The following is an 18072-nucleotide window of genomic DNA, read 5'->3' as shown; positions in this document are numbered from 1 at the left end:
CGCCGTCCCGCCATATATCCGGGCGACCGCAACACGGAGCTTTTCATGAACTGGCTTACCAACGTGGTTCGGCCGAAGATCCGCAACATCCTGCGCCGCGAGACGCCGGAGAACCTCTGGATCAAGTGCCCGGATTCCGGACAGCTCGTGTTCTACAAGGATGTCGAGGCCAACCAGTTCGTCATTCCCGGCTCCAACTACCACATGCGCATGGGCGCGGTGGCGCGGCTGAAGTCGATGTTCGACAACGAGACCTGGTTCGACGTCGCGCTCCCCGAGGTGACGCCCGACCCGCTGAAATTCCGTGACGAGCGCCGCTACGCCGACCGCATCAAGGATGCGCGGGCGCGCACCGGCATGAACGACGCCGTCAAGGTCGGCTTCGGCAAGCTCGAAGGCATGGGCGTCGTCATCGCCGTGCAGGATTTCGATTTCATGGGCGGCTCGCTCGGCATGGCCGCGGGCGAGGCGATCGTGCGCGGGCTGGAGCTCGCGCTCGAGAAGAAGTCGCCCTTCATCGTGTTCGCGGCCTCCGGCGGCGCGCGCATGCAGGAAGGCATCCTGTCGCTGATGCAGATGCCGCGCACCACCGTCGCGGTGCAGATGCTGCGCGAAGCAAGGCTGCCCTACATCGTCGTGCAGACCAATCCGACCACCGGCGGCGTGACCGCGTCCTATGCGATGCTGGGCGACGTGCACATCGCCGAGCCGGGTGCGCTGATCGGATTCGCCGGCGCCCGCGTCATCGAGCAGACCATCCGCGAGAAGCTGCCCGAAGGCTTCCAGCGCGCCGAATACCTGCTCGACCACGGCATGGTCGACATGGTCGTGCATCGTCACGACCTGCGTCCGACCTTGGCGCGGCTCTGCCGCCTGCTGACCAAGGCGCCGGCCATCGAACACGTCAAGCCCGCGCCGCAGCTGCCGCCGCCGGCCAAGCCCGCCGAGACGGCGGAAGCGCCGGCGGTCGCAACCAGCGCGTGAACGCTTCCGCCGCCAAGCCTTCGCTCGACGAGCTGATCACGCGCCTCTCGGCGCTGCATCCGAGCAAGATCTCGCTCGGGCTGGAGCGCATGCACCGGCTGCTCGCACAGCTCGATCACCCCGAGCGCAAGCTGCCGCCGGTGATCCATGTCGCCGGCACCAACGGCAAGGGGTCTACGGTCGCCTATTTGCGCGCGATGCTCGAAGCGGCCGGCCTGCGCGTCCACGTCTTCACCTCGCCCTGGCTGGTGCGGATCAACGAGAGCTACCGGCTCGGCCAGGTCGGCGGCGGCGTTCTCGTCGACGATGACGAGCTGATCTCCGCGCTGCTGGAGTGCGAGCGGGTCAATGCCGGCGCGCCGATCACCTTCTTCGAGGTGAAGACCGTCGCGGCCTTCGTGCTGTTCGCGAAACATCCGGCTGATGTGGTTCTGCTCGAAGTCGGACTCGGCGGCCGGCTCGATTCCACCAACGTGGTCGATCAGGTCGCGGCGTCCGTGCTGACGCCGATCGGCATGGATCACATGGAGTTCCTCGGCGACACCCGTGCGCTGATCGCGGCCGAGAAGGCCGCCATCATCAAGCGCGGCTGCCCGGTGATCTCGGCGGCGCAGGAGCCCGACGCGATGGCGGTGATCGAGCGCGAGGCGAAGCGCCAGCGCGCGCCGCTGTTCGCGGCCGGCGAGAGCTGGCACGTCAATGTCGAGCGCAACCGGCTGGTCTATCAGGACGATCGCGGTCTTCTCGATCTTCCCGCGCCAAAACTGTTCGGCCGGCATCAGTTCGACAATGCGGGGCTTGCGATCGCGACCCTGCGCGCGGTCGATCAGTTCAAGCTCGCGACGAAGGCGTTCGAGGACGGCATCGTCAACGCCGAATGGCCGGCGCGCATGCAGCGGCTGTCAAACGGCGCGCTGACGGCGATCGCGCCGCAGGGCGCGGAAATCTGGCTCGACGGCGGCCACAATGCCGAAGGCGGCCGCGTCGTCGCGGCCGCGATCGGCGATCTCGAGGAGCGCGTCTCGCGGCAGCTCGTGGTCATCGTCGGCATGATGGGCAACAAGGATGCTGCCGCGTTCCTCGCGAATTTCGCGGGACTGACGCGCCACATCATCGTCGTGCCGATCCCGAACGAGAGCAAGGCGATGGCGCCGGCCGATCTCGCCGCGGCGGCGCGCACGCTCGGCATGCGCGTCGAGATCGCCGATGGCGTGGCGTCGGCGCTCGCCGGCATCGCGCGGCTCGCCTATGAGGTGCCGCCGCGGATCCTGATCACGGGGTCGCTGTATCTCGCGGGCCACGTGCTCGACCTCAACGGCACGCCGCCGACCTGAGGGAGCCACGCATGCGCTTTGCTGCGATCGCCGACGTGCACGGCAATCATCTCGCACTCGAAGCCGTGCTCGCCGATATCCGGGCGCAGGGCGTGACCGAGATCGTCGACCTCGGCGACATGGCGAGCGGCCCGCTCGACGCGCGGCGCACGATGGACCGGCTGATGGCGCTCGATGCCGTGCATGTGCGCGGAAATCATGATCGCTGGCTGATCGACCGCCCGTTCGAGACGATGGGGGCATGGGAGCGCCCGGCCTATCCTCAGCTCGATGCTCACCATCTCGACTGGCTGCGCAAGATCCCGGCGACCGCTGTGTATCGCGATCAGGTGTTTCTCTGTCACGCGACGCCTGACGATGACAACGTCTACTGGCTCGAGAGCGTGGCACCGGACGGCGCCGTCACCTGCGCACCGCTCGACGAGATCGAGAAAATCGCCGCCGGCATTTCGCAGCCGTTGATCCTGTGCGGTCATACGCACACGTCACGCGCCGTGCGCCTGCGTGACGGACGGCTGATCGTCAACCCCGGCAGCGTCGGCAGCCCCGGCTATTCCTACAACGTCCCGCATCCGCATGTCGTCCAGGCCGGCACACCCGATGCGCGCTACGCGATCCTGGAGCTGACGCTGGCCGGTTGGAGCGTGAGCTTCCGCCACGTGCCCTATGATAACAGCGCGATGGCCGCGCTGGCGCGCGCCAATGGCGACGAGGAGTTCGCGTCCGCACTGGCGACCGGCTGGATCTGCTGAGCCTATGCCAGCAGCTTCATGGGATCGGCGACCTCCTGCTTGAGCTGCTCCAGCGTGCATTGCTTTGGCGATTTGTCGGGCCGCCAGCGCAGGATCGAGGTGCCGTGGCGGAAGCGCTCGCCGGAAAAATGATCATAGCAGACCTCGATCACCAGCTTCGGCTTGAGCGGGCACCACTCCGCCGAGCGTTCGGTCGACCACCGGCTCGGCCCGCCCGGCGCATTGCCGGTGAAGCCGGGCGGCGCGACCAGCGGTTCGAGCTTGTCGGTCAGAGCGGGCTTCTCGTCCTTCTTGAGCGCGGAGGTGAAGCCGACGTGATGCAACAGTCCGTCATCGTCATAGAGGCCAAGTAATAACGAGCCGACCAGCTTGCGCCCGTTTGCGCCCTTGTTGGTCGCGTAGCGGAAGCCGCCGATGACGCAATCGGCTGAGCGATAGCGCTTAATCTTCTGCATGCCGTCGCGGTTGCCCGACTGGTAGGGCAGGTCGGTCCGCTTGGCGATCACGCCGTCCGAACCGCCGCCGGACTGTGCCAGCCAGTGCTGCGCGGTCGCGAAGCGCATGGTCGCTGGCGACAGCCGGAACGTCGGATGTCCGGCGAAGTTCGCCTTCGCGAAAGCTTCCAGCGCAGGTCGCCGCTCATGCAGGGGGTGCGCCATGAGCTCCTTCTGTTTCGCGGTCGCCAGCAGATCGAAGACGAGGAACAGCGCGGGCGTCTCGACCGACAGCTTCGTCACGCGGCTCGCGGCCGGATGGATCCGCTGCAGCAGCGCGTCGAACGAGAACGACTTCGCCTGTGGCACCACCAGCTCGCCGTCGAGGATGAAGCTCGCCGCCTTGAGCTCGCGCGCCGCGGCGATCACTTCGGGGAAGTAGCGCGCGAGATCCTCGCCGGCCTTGGACTGCATCGTGACCTGAGCGCCGTCACGGACCAGCAGGCAACGGAAGCCGTCCCATTTCGGCTCGTATTGCCACGCCTCGCCGCGCGGGATCACCTCCACCGACCGTGCCTCCATGGCCAGCAGGCCGGATTTGCGGGAGGGGGAGCGATGGGCGCGGGCGGGCATGGCGAGACCTGAAAACGCTGAACACCCCTCTCAACGCAAACGGCCGGCGTTTGCGCCGGCCGTGCGACAAAAATCGTGGTTCGAGGTGTTACATCGCCGACGAGATCCACTGCTGCAGCTTGGCCTTCGGGGCGGCGCCGACCTGGCGGGATGCCATCTCGCCGCCCTTGAACACCATCAGCGTCGGGATCGACATGACGCCGTACTTGGAGGCCGTCTTCGGGCTCTCGTCGACGTTCAGCTTGACGATCTTGACCTTGTCGCCCATCGCGCTCGCGATCTCGTCGAGCGCCGGCGCGATCATGCGGCACGGGCCGCACCACTCGGCCCAGAAATCGACCACGACCGGACCGTCGGCCTTGAGCACTTCGCTTTCGAAATCGGCGTCGGAAACCTTGGCTACGGCGGCCATGGGATTTACCTCGTTCGGTTGGAGGGAGCGGCACGGATGCGCCGCCTCAGCGTGGGAGTCAAAGTATGAATGGCCCGTGGCCGGGTCAAGCATGCTCACTCAGTCGTGCTGGGATGGCAGCATGGCGTCCAGCGTGGAGGCCGGAAGCTCCATGAATTCAGGGGCTTCGGTCCAGAGCAGGGCGGCCCGGACGGCCCGTCCAGGGTACAATTGGCCGAGCACGGCGCGGTACAAAGCGAGCTGGCGGAGATAGGCCTCGGGCACCTCGGCCAGTTCGGAGGGCGGCTGCTGGTTGGTCTTGAAGTCCACGATCAGCACCTCGGCCTCGGTCACGACCAGGCGGTCGATCTGGCCGGACACCAGCGTGCGCGGCTGGCCGGGCAAAGCGAGACGGCCGACGATCGAGACCTCGGCCCGGCTGCCGGGCGCGAACACCGCGGCAAAGCGCGGGTCCGCGATGACCGTGAGCACGCGCGCGGTGAGCTTTTCACGCTCGTCGTCCGGCCAGTCCGGCGCATTGCGCAGGAGATAGCGCAGCGCCGCGTCGCGCCGCCGCTCCGGCGGAACGTCGGGCAGGGACTGCAGCAGGCGGTGCACCAAGGTGCCGCGCTGCATCGCAAGACTGCGCGCCGCCAGCGATTCGCCGGTCCGGACCGGCCGCTCGTCGGCCGAGGGATCGGACGGCCGGAGCACGGCGAGGTCGCCGGGCGCCTCCACCGCGGCCGTGCGCAGCCAGGCAGGCAGCTCGACCGGGCTCTCCACCAGCTGCCGCGCCTCGTCTTTCGCGGTCTCCGCGATGTCCTCGGGCCGCGCATAGCGCTTCACCGGCCCGTCCTCGGTCTCGATCACCTCGACCTGCAGCCCCGCGGCATCGAGGCCGCGCGCCATCAGGTCGTACCAGCTGCCGCCGCGGACGTTGGTCATGTTGCCCGGCATGCAGCCGCCGATCACCAGCCGGTCCGCCGCGCGGGTCATCGCGACATAGAGCAGCCGGCGATATTCGTCCTCGGTCTCCTTGAGCATCGCCGCGCGCGCCGCGACGACGGCCTGCGGATCATCCGCCTTGCGGCCGGCCCAGACCACGATCTGGCGGTCGCCATGCGGCACGTGGATCAGCCGCAGCCGCTGCGAGTCCGCCGGCGACGAGGTCGTGTCGACCAGGAACACCACGGAGGCTTCGAGGCCCTTGGCGCCGTGTACGGTCATCACCCGCACCTCGTCGCGCGAGATCTCCATGTCGCGCTTCACCTCGGTGTCGGCGGCGCGCAGCCACGCGACGAAACCCTGCAGCGAGGCCGGCGCCTTGCGCTCGTAGGACAACGCCAGCTCGAGGAATTCGTCGAGCGCGTCATTGGCCTCGTGGCCGAGCCGCGCCAGGATGCGCCGCCGGCCGCCATCGCCGCCGAGCAGCCAAGCATAAAAGGCGAACGGTGTGTCCTCGGAGGCGCGGCGCTCGCATTGCTGCAAGCGTCGGACGACGGCCTGCAGCCGCGGATCGTCAGCCGCATGCGCGCTCAGCGCGTCGCGCAAGCTGCCGCGGCGCTTCCAGGCCAGCTTGAACAGATCATCGTCGTCGAGGCCGAACAGCGGGCTCTTCAGAGCGGTCGCCAGCGCCAGGTCATCCTGCGGCAGCAGCAGCGCGTCGGCGAGGTTCATCAAATCGATGATCGCGATGTGCTCGGTCAGCTTCAGACGGTCGGCGCCCGCGACGGGGATGCCGGCATGCTTCAGCGCCTGGATGACGGCATCGAACGCGGTGCCGCGTCGGCGCACCAGGATCAGCATGTCGCCATAGCTCAGCCGCCGCCGCGCGCCGTCATGGCCGGTCATCGTGCCCGCGCGAATCAGCCGCTTGATCTCGGCCTGGATGCGCCGCGACAGCTTCACCTCGGGACTGGTGACGGAGACGCCGTCGAAGGGCGCGCGCCAACCCTCGATCTCCTTGCGGTCGTCGCGCTCGCACAGGGACCACAGCTCGACCAGGCTCGGCCCGGCATCGGTCAGCGCGTTGTGAATGGGGTAGCCGATGTCGGGCGAATGGATGCTGCTGTACACCTCGCGCTCCCTGAACACGTGATCGACCGCGTGCAGCACCGTCGGCCCGGAGCGGAACGAATAGGTGAAGGACACCGGATCGAACAGCAGTCCGGCATCGGTGAAGCGCTTCTGCAGCTGGCGCCGTCGTGCGTCGAATTCGTGCGGATCGGCGCCCTGGAACGAGAAGATCGACTGCTTCTCGTCGCCGACGGCGAATATCGTCCGCGTCAGCCCGTCGCGCCCGCCGGCGCCCGACGTGAACTCCTCGATGATGTGGGCGACGATGTCCCACTGCCTGGGGCTCGTGTCCTGCGCCTCGTCGATCAGCACGTGATCGACGCCGCGGTCGAGCTTGTAGTGCACCCAGCCGGCGGAGACGCGGTTGAGCATGACGAGCGTCTTGTCGATCAGGTCATCATAGTCGAGCAGCCCGCGCTCTTCCTTTTCGCGGCGATAGTTCGCGGCGGCGGCGGTCGCAATCTGCAGCAGCGCCTCGGTGCGGTCGCGCACGACGGCCGCGCGGCGCTTCTCGATCAGGCGGTCGAGCCGGCGCGCTTCCGCGTCGAACAGGCCGGCGAGGCCGGGATTGTTCTCGGCGAACTTCTTGGTCAGCACCGACTTGCGCGGTTCCTTGTCGTCGGTCAGGAACACGCGAAGATATTCGTCGACCTGATCGCTGCCGGAGAACGCCAACGCGGCGCGCAACTGGTCCGCCTGCTTCTGGTCAGTCTTGGACCCGCCATCCAGGCGGCCGGCAATCTCGGTCCAATCCGCGCGTGGCAGATTGGGGCCGTCGAGAATGTCGTGCTCGATCGCCTCCAGCGTCTCATCAGCACTGATGCCGAGCACCTCGCCGAGATGCTGCGCGGCGACCTCGACGCGGCCAGCGCCGTCGGTCCAGGCCATGAAATGATCGCGGCTCAGACACGCCTCGCGCACGACCTCCTTGAAGGTCGAGTCGGCGGCATTGGCCATCGCAACCTGCAGCGCGCGGCCGACCGCGCTGTCCGGCGCGCGGGCCGCATCGAGCAGCACCTTGAGATTGGCACGCTCCATCATCTCGGTCTGGTCGCGCTCGTCGAGCACCGAGAACCGCGCCGGCACATTGGCCTCGAACGGAAACTGCTGCAGCAGCCGCGTGCACAGTGCGTGGATGGTCTGCACCTTCAGCCCGCCCGGCGTCTCCAGCGCGCTGGCAAACAGTTTTCGCGCCGACGCCCGCAGCTTCTTGTCCGATGTGAGGATTCCGGTCGACTTGATCGCGCTGTCGAGCGCGTCATCGTCGAGCGTCACCCAGTGGCCGAGCGTCGAGAATACGCGCTCGGCCATGTTCGCGGCGGCCGCCTTGGTGAAGGTGATGCAGAGGATCTTCTCCGGCGGCACGCCGTCGAGCAGCAGCCGGATCACGCGCTGCACCAGCACATGCGTCTTGCCCGAGCCGGCATTGGCCGACACGAAGGCGGACGCCGCCGGGTTCGATGCGCGCGTCTGCGCGTCGCGCACGGCCTGCGGAATGGGACGGGGCGCCTTCACCATTCCTCGACTCCCAGGCCGCCGGCCGCCGACCATTCCTTGATCCGGGCGAGGTCGTCATAGGCGCCGTAGCGGTTCGCCCACATCGACAGGTTCAGCGACGTGTAGCCCTGCTTGACGTCCTCGAAGCTGCGGATCAGCTCCTCCAGCTTGTTGCGCGCCTCCTGCGCGGCCTGGTCCGGATGCTGTGGCGTGTCGCTCTTGTTGATCTTCAGCTCGAGAATGCGCTCCTCGCCCGGCGGGTTGTTGCCGGAGAGCCTGACATAGACGAGCTGGCTGATCAGGCTGCCGGCGGGAATGCCGTCGAAGCCGCCCTCGCGCAGGATCGCAGCCTCCAGTGTAAGCTGTGGCGACAGGCCCATGCGCACCTGCTTGGCCGTCGGCGGCTGTCCGGTCTTGTAGTCGAGGATGGCGTAGGTGCCCTCGGCGCGCTGCTCGATACGATCGGCGCGGGCCGACAACATGAAGGTGCGGTCCTTACTCAAGGGAATGCCGATCTCGCCGCGGGTCTCCGCGGTGATCGCGCCGATCTGCTCGCGGCGCGCGGTCTCCCAGGCCGCGAACCAGCCGGCGATGCGCTGGAAGCGCGGCCACCACAGCGCCCGCGCTTCAGGGCGTTCCATCAGTGGCGCGAAGTGCTTCTCGCCGATGACGCGCAACGCATGGGCCGGATGCAGCGGCAGCTCCTTGGCGAAGGTCTGCGTGAACTCGCCGATGGCTTCGTGGATCGCCGAGCCGCGATCCGCCGCTGAGAGCGGCATGTCGACAGGGTCGAGTGGATCGAGACGAAGGATATAGCGCGCGAAGATCGTGTAGGGATCGCGCAGCCAGTCTTCGATGGCGGTCACCGACATGCGCAGCGGACGAGCCTCCAGCGGCGGCTTCGGCGCCGGCTGCTCGATGGGCTTCACTTCGCGTGGTTGGTCGAGCACCTCGGCATAGCGGACATAGACGTCGCCGCGTGCCTCCGCTGTCTTCCAGCGCTCGGCGCCGGCCACCGCTTCGAGCCGGTGCAGGAAGCGCGAGGCCACGGCCGGCGCGCCGCCGGATTTTGCCGCATGCGTCAGGATCACCTCAGGCGCGCCGAGCAGCTGCGCGAAGTCGTGCGCGGAAAGGCCGATGCGGCGCTCGGGCAGATCGAGGCCGAGCTGGTGCCGCATCGGGCGGCTCAGCCAGGGGTCGATGCGCGGTGCCGGCGGCCAGATGCCTTCGACGAGGCCGCCGATGATCATGCGGTCGGCCTGCATCAGGCGGGCTTCGAGCGGGCCATAGATCTGCAGCTGCGCGCCGTGGCGCTCGGGGCGGCGCACCGCGCGATCGGAGAAGGCGGTATGGAACAGGTCGGGATAGTCCGACAGCGGCGCCATCAGGCCGCAGCGCTCGCCGGAGGCGAGCAGATCGTCGAAGCAGCGCGCCAGCGCGGAGCCATCACGATCGGCAAACGCAGTCGTGAGGCCGACATCGTCAGTGGAGAGTGCGATCAGCACCTCGCGATGGCGCGCGGCGAGCTCGGCGAAATCCTGCGGACGCGGGGAGGCGAGATTTTCGAGCGGCGCGAGCGCCGTCTGCAATTGCGCGATCAGCGCGGCCGCTTGGTCGAGCTGATCAGGCTTAAGTCGCGCGCGCGGCTCGGCACCGTGAAGCGACGACGCTTCGCCCTGGTGGAGCTTGGTATGCTCGTCGCGGAAGCGCGCGAAGTCACGCGCCAGCCCGCTTGTGCCGGCTTGTGGCCGGGTGCCGCGAAGCACAGCAAGTTCGAGCGTCTCGATCGCCTGTTTCCAGCCATTCGCAGCGCGGCCGAGCCGGCACAGCGGATGCTTGAGCAGCGCGAGCAGGGTCGGCGGCTCCAGGCCGCGCGCCGCGGCCTCCGCGGCGAGGCGCGCGAAGATGCCGGCGGGTGTTTCCAGCAGCGCATCACCGCCGGAGTCATCGAAGGTGAGATGCCAGCGCGTCAGCGCCGCCATCACGCGGCGCGCCAGCGCGCGGTCCGGCGTCACCAGTGCCGCCGACTTGCCGAGATGCCGTGCCTCGCGCATCGCGATCGCGATCGCCAGCGCCTCCATCTCCGGATTGGGCGCGGCGACAACGGACAGATTGTCCATCGCCTCGGCGATGTTGGCGGCGATGTCGAACTGGCGCAGCCGCTCGTGCCAGACGGCGGTCGCCTCCGACGGCCGCATCGCCTCTGAGATCAGCACCTCGCGGCCGCCGCGGCCGGGAGGTGCGAGCCGGATCACGTCGCGCCGCTCCAGGCCGAAGCGCGTGAGCAGCAGGTGCATCGCATATTGCGGATGATTCACCGCCGGTGGCGTGATCACGCGCCCGGCGCGATCCTTGGCGCCGCCGATCGAACTCCATGCGGCTTCGTCGAGGTCGGTGTCGAGCCCCGGCAGCACCACGGCGCCATGCGGCAGCTTGGCCACCGCGAGCAGGAACTTGGCCGTCGCCGGCATCGAGCCGGTCGAGCCCGCCGCAATCACCGGGCCATCGGGATGCGCCGAGAGCCGCGCGGCCTCGGCGGCGATCAAGAGGTCACGCCGTGCCGCCGGCTCGATGCGTTCGATCTCCTGCAGATAGGCCGGCCAGGCCGTGCGCGCGATGCGCAGGAATTCCAGCGAATACTGCCAATATTTGTCGAGCTGATCCGGCACCAGCGCGTCGAGCGCATCCCATGACACGCCGCGCGTCACCATGTCGTCGATCAGCCGCGCGAGGTCGCCGGCCAAGGCCAGCGTCGAGGCCGGGCCGCCGATCACCAGCGGCGCGGACACCGGCGTCTTGGCCCAGGCCGCGACCAGCCGCGCAAGCGTCAATCGGCGCTGCAGGTCGTCGAGCCGCTCCGGAAGCTCCAGCGGCGCAGGGCCGAGGAACGCGTCGCGATCCTCGGCAAAGGCCAGCTCGTCCTCGTCGATGTCGCCGAGCGCGACGAGGCGCGGCAGCACCGCGGCATCGGTCTTCAGCTCGTCGAGGAACATTTCGCGCGCAACGCGGAGCGAGCGGCGTGTCGGCAGATACAGCGTCGCAGTGGCCAGCCGCGCCGGATCGCTGCGGGCTTCGAAACCGTCGACCAGCCGGCCGTCCACCAGCGCCGCGATCACGCTGCGCAGGAACGGCGCCGAGATGGGAACGGTGAAGACGCGCATGGCCTGCGATTCGCGGGTTGTCTCACGCGTCTATATAGGGAGCGGGCGGTGGAAGGTCACATGTGGGATGTGGATGGGTGTTGATAGGTGTGAAGCCCGTCCGTGGCGCGGGTCGCACGCTGAGCGTAGGAGCCGCTGTCGGAGCCTCAATCTCCGTCGTCATCGCCCGGCTTGACCGGGCGATCCAGTACTCCGAGCCGGTTCGGCTTGAGTCGGGAGGCCGCGGCGTACTGGATCGCCGGCCGCGGGCGATGACAGCCGAGTGCGTGGAACTCGCTTTCGCTTCACCGCTATCGCGGGCGCACGCCGATCACGGAAGTGGGTCAAACGAACTGCTCACTTCACGTCATTGCGAGCGCAGCGAAGCAATCCAGGATCCCGCCCGCCACCCTGGATTGCGCTCGCAATGACGGAGACGGACGGCCTTGTGATGCCTTCGTGTCAACGCGGTTCTGATGGCGGCACAGCGGGCTACGCCGCGCTCTCCAGCAGCGCCTCTTCGGCTTCCGTCACGGCGGCCGGCGTGCCGACATGCATCCAGACGCCTTCGAGCCGCAGACCATATAGCCGGTCCTGCTCGTTGGCCTTGTCGAACATCCTGGTCAGCGAGAACTCGCCCGATGGCGCGCCGTCGAAGATCGCGGGCGAGATGATCGCAGCGCCCGCATAGACGAACGGCACGACCTGGTGCTCGCGGCGTTTGCGCAGGGTGCCGTCGGCGAGCATCGCGTAGTCGCCCTGGCCGGAATAGCCGATCGATGTCGCGGTCGGCGCCATCAACAGCATGATGTCCATGCGCGCGGGATCGAACGCGTCGGCAAGGCGGGAGAGGTTCTGGCGCACGCCCTCGATCCACATCGTGTCGGAGTTGACGTGGAAGAACGGCTCGTGGCCGAGCAGCGGCAGCGCCTTGACCACGCCGCCACCGGTACCGAGCACCTGGTCGCGCTCGTCGGAGATGATCACGCGAGGCGCGGTGCGCGTGGACGTATGCTCGATGATCTGGTCGGCGAGATAGTGGACGTTGACGACGGCCTCGGTGACGCCGGCCTCGGCGAGGCGATCCAGCACGTGGTCGAGCAGCGGCCGCCCGGCGACGCGCACCAGCGGCTTGGGCATCGTCTCCGTCAGCGGGCGCATGCGCAATCCGAGACCGGCGGCGAGGACCATGGCTTTGTGCGGCTTGACGGGCATCTCAGGGCATCTCGATCAAAGGTGGTACACGCGAATCATACCACGCAAAAACATCTATCGTCTCGACCGGTTGCGATAGCCCGGCGCCATGACGAATATGCGACGGCCGCCCGCCGCCGTCGCGGTGCACGATGCCGCAGAGGCTGTTCGCCCGGCCGTCAGGCCTCGGCGGTGGCGCGCTTGTTGGTTTTCTTCTTGCCCTGCTTCAGGAAGGTGACGCCGATCTGGTCGCCATTGACCCAGGCGAGTTCGCAGCGCCGGTAGGCCAGCCCGGTCGACGACAGCAGCAGGAAGAACTCCTTCAGGTGCAGCCCTTCCACGGAGCCCTCGACCGTCAGCTTGGCGCCGGTCTCGGAGACGTCCTCGATGGTGCAGTTGCGCCGCCAGGTGCCGTCGATGCCCATCATGAACGCCGGGATGCCGCGTTCGAAGACGACGCGCTCGCCCTTCATCCGCTCTGCCATCGCATCCTCCATTCCCGCACGGCGCAACCGGGCGCCATAGGGCGCAAGGTAAAGGGGGATGGCTAAGAACCGGTAAAGCTACGGAGGTGGACGGGTGACGCGGGGCGACAACGGGTCGGCCCGCGAGGTGGCGAGGTGGGCGCGGGCTCGCGCTGCACACTCCGCTGTCGTCCCGGCCTTGAGCCGGGACCCATAGCCACCGGCCGTCGTGGGGCGCTCAGCTGACAGTCCCGTCCCTCGATAGCGTCCGCGGTATGGGTCCCGGCGTTCGCCGGGACGACGGCGGTGGCTCAGGCGCGATCGTGCGCTGAACTGACGCCGGCTGGAGGTGGCACATTCGCGGCGTACCAGGCGCGCACCGGCTCGAGCGCCGCGTGCGCCAGTGACCGATGCAGGTAGTCCCAGATGCGGGGCTGGTGCTTGAGATAGTGCGGCTTGCCGTCGCGGCGGTTGAGGCGGGCGAAGGTGCCGAGCAGGCGGGTGTTGCGCTGCGCGGACATGATCGCGTAGTCGGCGCTGAACGCGTCGGCGTCGAAGTCGGGGGAGCTGGCCTTTCGCGCGGCGATGTAGCGGGCGACCAGCGCCTGCTCGATGTCGGCCGGCACGTCGATGCGCGCGTCCTGCGCCAGCGACACGACGTCGTAGGCCGGCGGTCCCATCACGGCATCCTGGAAGTCGATCACGCCGACTTTCGCGATGCCCTCGCGGGCCGGCAGCCACAGCAGGTTCGGCGAGTGATAGTCGCGGATCACCCAGGTCGGTTTCGCAGCGAGCGGCGCTTCGAGAAGGTCGCGCCACAGCTCCAGGAATTCGGCGCGTAGCACCTGGGAGGGCTCGACGCCGCGATCGGGCAGATACCATTCGAGCATCAGGCCGATCTCGATCAGCATCGCGTCGACGTCGAAGGTCGGCACTTTGTAGGTGACCTGCGGCGCCAGCGGCAGCACCGATGGCACGTCCTGGGCATGCAACGCGGCGAGCAGGTCGGTCGCGGCCTCGTAGCGCGCAACGATCGGGCGCGGCGGGTCGCTCTCGATCACGCCCTCGCGGCCCAGGTCCTCGGTGATGAGAAAGCCGTGGTCGAGATCGGCGTCGTTGATCTTCGGCGCGGAGATGCCGCGGCCGCGCAAGGCGCCGGCCATCGCGACGAAGGGGCGGACGTCCTCGGCGAGATGCACGGCGCCGCTATAGGGCTTGCCGTTGTAGATCGCCGGGCCATCGGGCCGCTTCGGCGAATTCATCAGGATGAAGACGCGCTCGCCTTTGTAAAGACGGGCGTAGGAGCGGGTCGAGGCATCGCCGGCCATGCGCTCGCGGCGCGATTTGGCGTGGCCGGCCTCAGTCAGGAATTCGCGCAGCGCCTTCAGCCGACCAACGATCGCAGCCGCCTTGCCGGTGCCGGTGATCTCGGCGCTGCGTGCGCTGTCGCCCTGCGATGCATCGTGGCGCAGCGCGATGTCGATACGGTCGGCCGGCAGCGCATCGCCGGCGCGCTCCGGCCATTCGATCAGCACGACCGTCGCTTCAGGCAATGGCGACAGGCCGATCTCCTCCAGCTCGGAGGCGTCGCTGATGCGGTAGAGATCGGCATGCACCAGCGGGAAGCTCGGCAGGTCGTAGCTCTGCGCCAAAGTGAAGGTCGGGCTGGGCACCTCCAGCTCGGCATCATCGGCGAGGTAGCGGATCATCGCCCGTGCCGCCGCCGTCTTGCCGGCGCCGAGGTCGCCCGTCAGCGTGATCAGCACGCCCGGGCCGATCAGCAGCGCAAGATCGGCCATGAGAGCGGCGGTGGCGGTCTCGTCCGCCAGGGCGGTCGTGTATGTCTGCCGGTCCGTCATTCCGCGGCGTTGCGTTGCGCGATGTGGTCGGTCGGGAAGTCGCAGGTGACGGTGGTGCCCTTGCCGACCACCGAATCCATCCGCACCTTGCCGCCATGCAGCTCGACGAAGGAGCGCACCAGCGACAGGCCGAGCCCGGCGCCGCGATGCCGCGAGCCCTGCGAGCGGCTGACGAACCAGTCGAACATCTGGTCCTTGATGTCGGCCGGAATGCCCGGGCCGGAATCCGTGACCGAGAAGGCGACGCTGTGGTCGGTGCGGCGGGCCGAGACGATGACGGTGGAATCCTGCGGCGAGAAGCCGACGGCATTGGCTAGCAGATTATACAGCACCTGCACGACGCGGCGCTCGTCGCCGACGAAGCTGCCGACATCGGGTGCGACCTCGACCTTGAGGCGGATGCGGTCGGTGGCGAGGCGGTCCTGCACCCCCTCGGCGGCGGCCTCGATCGCCTTGGCGGCATCGACCGGCCCGAGCTCGAGCTTCATCGCGCCGGCATCGATGGTGGCGAGATCGAGAATGTTGTTGGTCAGCGCCAGCAGCGCGTTGGTCGATTTGGTGACGTAGTCGAGATATTCGGCCTGCTTCGGCGTCAGCGGCCCCGTGGACGGGTCGGACAGGAAATGCGCGAAGCCGATGATCGTGGTCAGCGGTGCGCGCAGCTCGTAGGACACGTGGTGGACGAAGTCGATCTTCATCTGCCCGGCGGCTTCGAGCGCCTCGTTGCTCTCGCGCAGCGCACGCTCGACATTCTCGGTGTCGGTGATGTCCTGGAACGTCAGCATCGTCGCGCCGTCCGGCAGCGGCCGGCTCATGCAGTCGAGCACGCTGCCGTCCTTGCGCTCGAGCTTGAGCGCGACGTCGAGCCGGTTCTCGATCGAGGTGATGGCCTCGCGGATGGTGCGCCAGGCAACGCTGTCGTCGTAGATCGACCGGCACCAGGATTCGACGGTGTCGATGTGCGGATGCTCGCGCAACTGTTCCGGCGACAGCCGCCACATCTTGGCGAAGGCGGGGTTGAACAGCTCGACGCGGCCGTTCGAGCCGAACACGGCGACGCCCTCGGCGAGGCTGTCGAGCGTCTCGCGCTGGACGCGGATCAGGCCGTCGAAGCGGCGGGCGAGATCGAAGCTCTCGGTGACGTCGTCGAACAGATAGGTGACGCCGCCCTCGGGGTTGGGCGTGGTGACGACGGAGAGCGCGCGGCCGTCGGGCAGGAACCAGGTGTCCTTGGCGGCTTCGACCGCGCGATAGGCCTCGTGCAGCTTGGCCTTCCAGGCGCGGAAGTCGGCCTGTTCGGGCAGCTTGCGCGCGGCGCGCAGGCGGTCGAGCACCGAGGAATCGTCCGGCTGGCTGTCGAGGAACGCGGTGTCGAGATCCCACAGCCGGCGATAGCTGTCGTTGTAGAAGGCGAGCCGGCGCTGGCCGTCGAACACGGCGACGCCCGACGACAGCTGGTCGAGCGTGCGGCGGTGCGCCTCGTGCATCCGCACCAGCGCGTCGGTCAGCGCCGCGGCCTCGCTGGCGTCGATGGCGACGCCGGCGCTGCCGTCGCCGAGCGTGAACGCCCGCACGTCATGCATCCGGCGCTCGCCGCCCATCACGATCGGCAGCCGGCCTTCGAAACGTCCGCCGGCGCCGAGCGCGCGCTGCAGGTCGGTTCGATCGGCGGAATCGAGCAGCTCGAGATTGCGGCTGATCGCGTCGGGCACGTCGCGTGCGTCGGCTGCGCGGGCATAGGCGGGATTGACGTAAGCGAGCGCGCCGTTGGCCTGCCGCGCCCAGATCGGCCACGGCAGCGCGGAAGCGAGCGCGCGTAGCGACTCCGTCTCCTCGCCCAGCGCCTTGAAGCGCAGCTGCGTCTCGGCGAGCTCGCGGCGCAGTCCGGAGAGCTCGCGGATACGGACGATGGCCTGGCCGCCGATGGCGCGGCCCATCGCCTCGATGGCGTGGCCGTGCGAGGTGGTGAGGTTGAGCATGAAGCCTTCGCCGGCCTCGCGCAGCGCCTCGACCGCATGGTCGAGCTGCAAGGCCGGCTCCGGCGGCAGCCAGGTGCCGAAGGCGAGAATGCGCTGCGGCTGATCTTGCGGCACCAGCATCGAGGTGTCGCCGGAGATCTGCGGGCGATGACCGCCCGCGGGCCAGGCGATCAGGATCTGGGGTTCCGCGAACAGCAGCGCGCGATAGCGATCCGCCTGCAATTGCAGCTCGGCGACGTCGGCGCGCAGCCGCGCCTCCTTCCGCGCGGCGGCCAGCCGCGTGCGTACCAGCGCGATGGCGGCGACCACCGAGAAGCCGAGCAGCGCCAGCATCGCCGTGAGCTCGGCGATGTCGGATCGGCTCAGCTCGAACAGAGAAGAGATCGCATCCGCCGGCACGCCATCGCCCGCGAAGCCCTGACTTGCCGGCGCAAGCGCAGTCGCAGCGAGACCCATCAGGCCCTTGCGCGCGAGTGACGTGCATGACAGCAGCGTCTGACGCATCACCACGATCACGCCCGACATATTTGCCCCAAACCGCACGAAAGTTCCGCGAGGCGCCGATCGCATCGACCGCGCCGTTTCACGAATCAATCAACAATAACCGCTTCGGGACTCCACCGGTAAGAGTCCAGACCGTGAACGGTGGTTGCACGGGCTGAAAATGCGTTCATCGATGGGCATAGCCGAGTCGGAACGGTGGCGAGCCCCGTGGTTCAACGGCCCGTCGAGCCGAAGCCGCCGCTGCCGCGCACCGTCTCCGACAGCGTCGTGGCGATGTTGAGCTCGGCGCGCGCGACGGGTGCGATCACCAACTGCGCGATGCGCTCGCCGCGCTTGACCGTGAACGGGGCGTCGCCGTGATTGATCAGGAGCACGCAGATCTCGCCGCGATAGTCCGCGTCGACCGTGCCGGGAGAATTCAGCACGGTCACGCCGTGGCGCGCGGCGAGCCCGGAGCGCGGCCGCACCTGCGCCTCGTAGCCGTCGGGCAGCGCGATCGCCAATCCCGTCGGCACCATCGCGTGGCGGCCGGGGTCGAGCACGACAGGCGCATCGGGCGGAACGGCGGCGAGCAGGTCCATGCCGGCGGCATATGCGGTCTGATAGGCCGGCAAGGGCAGGCCCGCGCCATGCGGCAGAATGCGAACGTCGATCGCGATCGTCTGTGTCACGCTGATGGTCCTATCGTTCTGGCGATCTCGGCGACCAAGGCGGTTGCGACCTCGTCCTTGGTCATGATCGGCCACGACGCGACATGGACGCCGCCGGCGTCCTTCGTCAAGAGATGCACGGTGTTGCGGTCGCCGCCCATCACGCCGGTCGCGGGCGAGA

At 68.3% G+C, this 18072-nt stretch carries 12 protein-coding genes and 1 pseudogene; 3 read left to right on the top strand and 10 right to left on the bottom strand.

The features are described from left to right. Positions 1–45: 45 nt before the first annotated feature. The 3 genes from accD to BRAS3809_RS15970 are packed head-to-tail and all read left to right on the top strand — an operon-like array spanning position 46 to position 3070. Complete coding sequence (accD, locus tag BRAS3809_RS15980) at positions 46–984, top strand: acetyl-CoA carboxylase, carboxyltransferase subunit beta (RefSeq protein ID WP_008963151.1); 939 nt, start codon at positions 46–48, stop codon at positions 982–984. Then, a complete protein-coding gene (locus BRAS3809_RS15975; RefSeq protein WP_008963150.1) occupies positions 981–2318 on the top strand; it encodes a bifunctional folylpolyglutamate synthase/dihydrofolate synthase in 1338 nt (445 codons plus the stop codon). Before accD ends, BRAS3809_RS15975 begins: the two co-directional genes overlap by 4 nt. A gap of 11 nt (positions 2319–2329) precedes the next feature. Then, complete coding sequence (locus BRAS3809_RS15970) at positions 2330–3070, top strand: metallophosphoesterase family protein (protein ID WP_008963149.1); 741 nt, start codon at positions 2330–2332, stop codon at positions 3068–3070. Between the two features lie 2 nt (positions 3071–3072). On the opposite strand, the gene BRAS3809_RS15965 is transcribed toward BRAS3809_RS15970, so the two are convergent. From BRAS3809_RS15965 to BRAS3809_RS37340, 10 genes and pseudogenes are all read right to left on the bottom strand, one after another. Next, the gene (locus tag BRAS3809_RS15965) at positions 3073–4086 is read right to left on the bottom strand and encodes an ATP-dependent DNA ligase (RefSeq protein WP_008963148.1); all 1014 of its coding nucleotides are present in this window, start codon (positions 4084–4086) and stop codon (positions 3073–3075) included. 139 nt (positions 4087–4225) lie between these two features. Next, positions 4226–4549, bottom strand: coding sequence for a thioredoxin (gene trxA / locus BRAS3809_RS15960; protein WP_008963147.1), 324 nt, complete (start codon positions 4547–4549; stop codon positions 4226–4228). Positions 4550–4648: 99 nt separating this feature from the next. Then, the gene (addA, locus tag BRAS3809_RS15955) at positions 4649–8122 is read right to left on the bottom strand and encodes a double-strand break repair helicase AddA (protein ID WP_035656424.1); all 3474 of its coding nucleotides are present in this window, start codon (positions 8120–8122) and stop codon (positions 4649–4651) included. Further along, positions 8116–11262 (bottom strand): double-strand break repair protein AddB, encoded by a 3147-nt coding sequence (gene addB, locus BRAS3809_RS15950; RefSeq protein WP_008963145.1) that lies wholly within the window; start codon positions 11260–11262, stop codon positions 8116–8118. Before addB ends, addA begins: the two co-directional genes overlap by 7 nt. 471 nt (positions 11263–11733) lie before the next feature. Continuing rightward, positions 11734–12456 (bottom strand): nucleotidyltransferase family protein, encoded by a 723-nt coding sequence (locus tag BRAS3809_RS15945; RefSeq protein WP_008963144.1) that lies wholly within the window; start codon positions 12454–12456, stop codon positions 11734–11736. Positions 12457–12614: 158 nt separating this feature from the next. Beyond that, positions 12615–12920, bottom strand: a complete 306-nt coding sequence (locus BRAS3809_RS15940) for a PilZ domain-containing protein (RefSeq protein ID WP_008963143.1) — start codon at positions 12918–12920, stop codon at positions 12615–12617. Positions 12921–13210: 290 nt separating this feature from the next. Further along, positions 13211–14758 (bottom strand): bifunctional tRNA (adenosine(37)-N6)-threonylcarbamoyltransferase complex ATPase subunit type 1 TsaE/phosphotransferase, encoded by a 1548-nt coding sequence (locus BRAS3809_RS15935; RefSeq protein ID WP_008963142.1) that lies wholly within the window; start codon positions 14756–14758, stop codon positions 13211–13213. Then, the gene (locus tag BRAS3809_RS15930; protein ID WP_008963141.1) at positions 14755–17262 is read right to left on the bottom strand and encodes a sensor histidine kinase; all 2508 of its coding nucleotides are present in this window, start codon (positions 17260–17262) and stop codon (positions 14755–14757) included. Before BRAS3809_RS15930 ends, BRAS3809_RS15935 begins: the two co-directional genes overlap by 4 nt. Before the next feature lie 191 nt (positions 17263–17453). Further along, on the bottom strand, positions 17454–17912 hold the full coding sequence (gene dut, locus BRAS3809_RS15925) for a dUTP diphosphatase (RefSeq protein WP_008963140.1): 459 nt from the start codon (positions 17910–17912) through the stop codon (positions 17454–17456). Further along, positions 17909–18072: pseudogene (locus BRAS3809_RS37340) on the bottom strand (bifunctional phosphopantothenoylcysteine decarboxylase/phosphopantothenate synthase); the annotation flags it as partial. The gene dut and the pseudogene BRAS3809_RS37340, both read right to left, overlap by 4 nt.

This window comes from Bradyrhizobium sp. STM 3809, from assembly GCF_000239795.1.
Lineage (GTDB): Bacteria > Pseudomonadota > Alphaproteobacteria > Rhizobiales > Xanthobacteraceae > Bradyrhizobium.
Note: the sequence above shows the minus strand (reverse complement) of the source record. Positions and strands in the feature narration are given on the sequence as shown.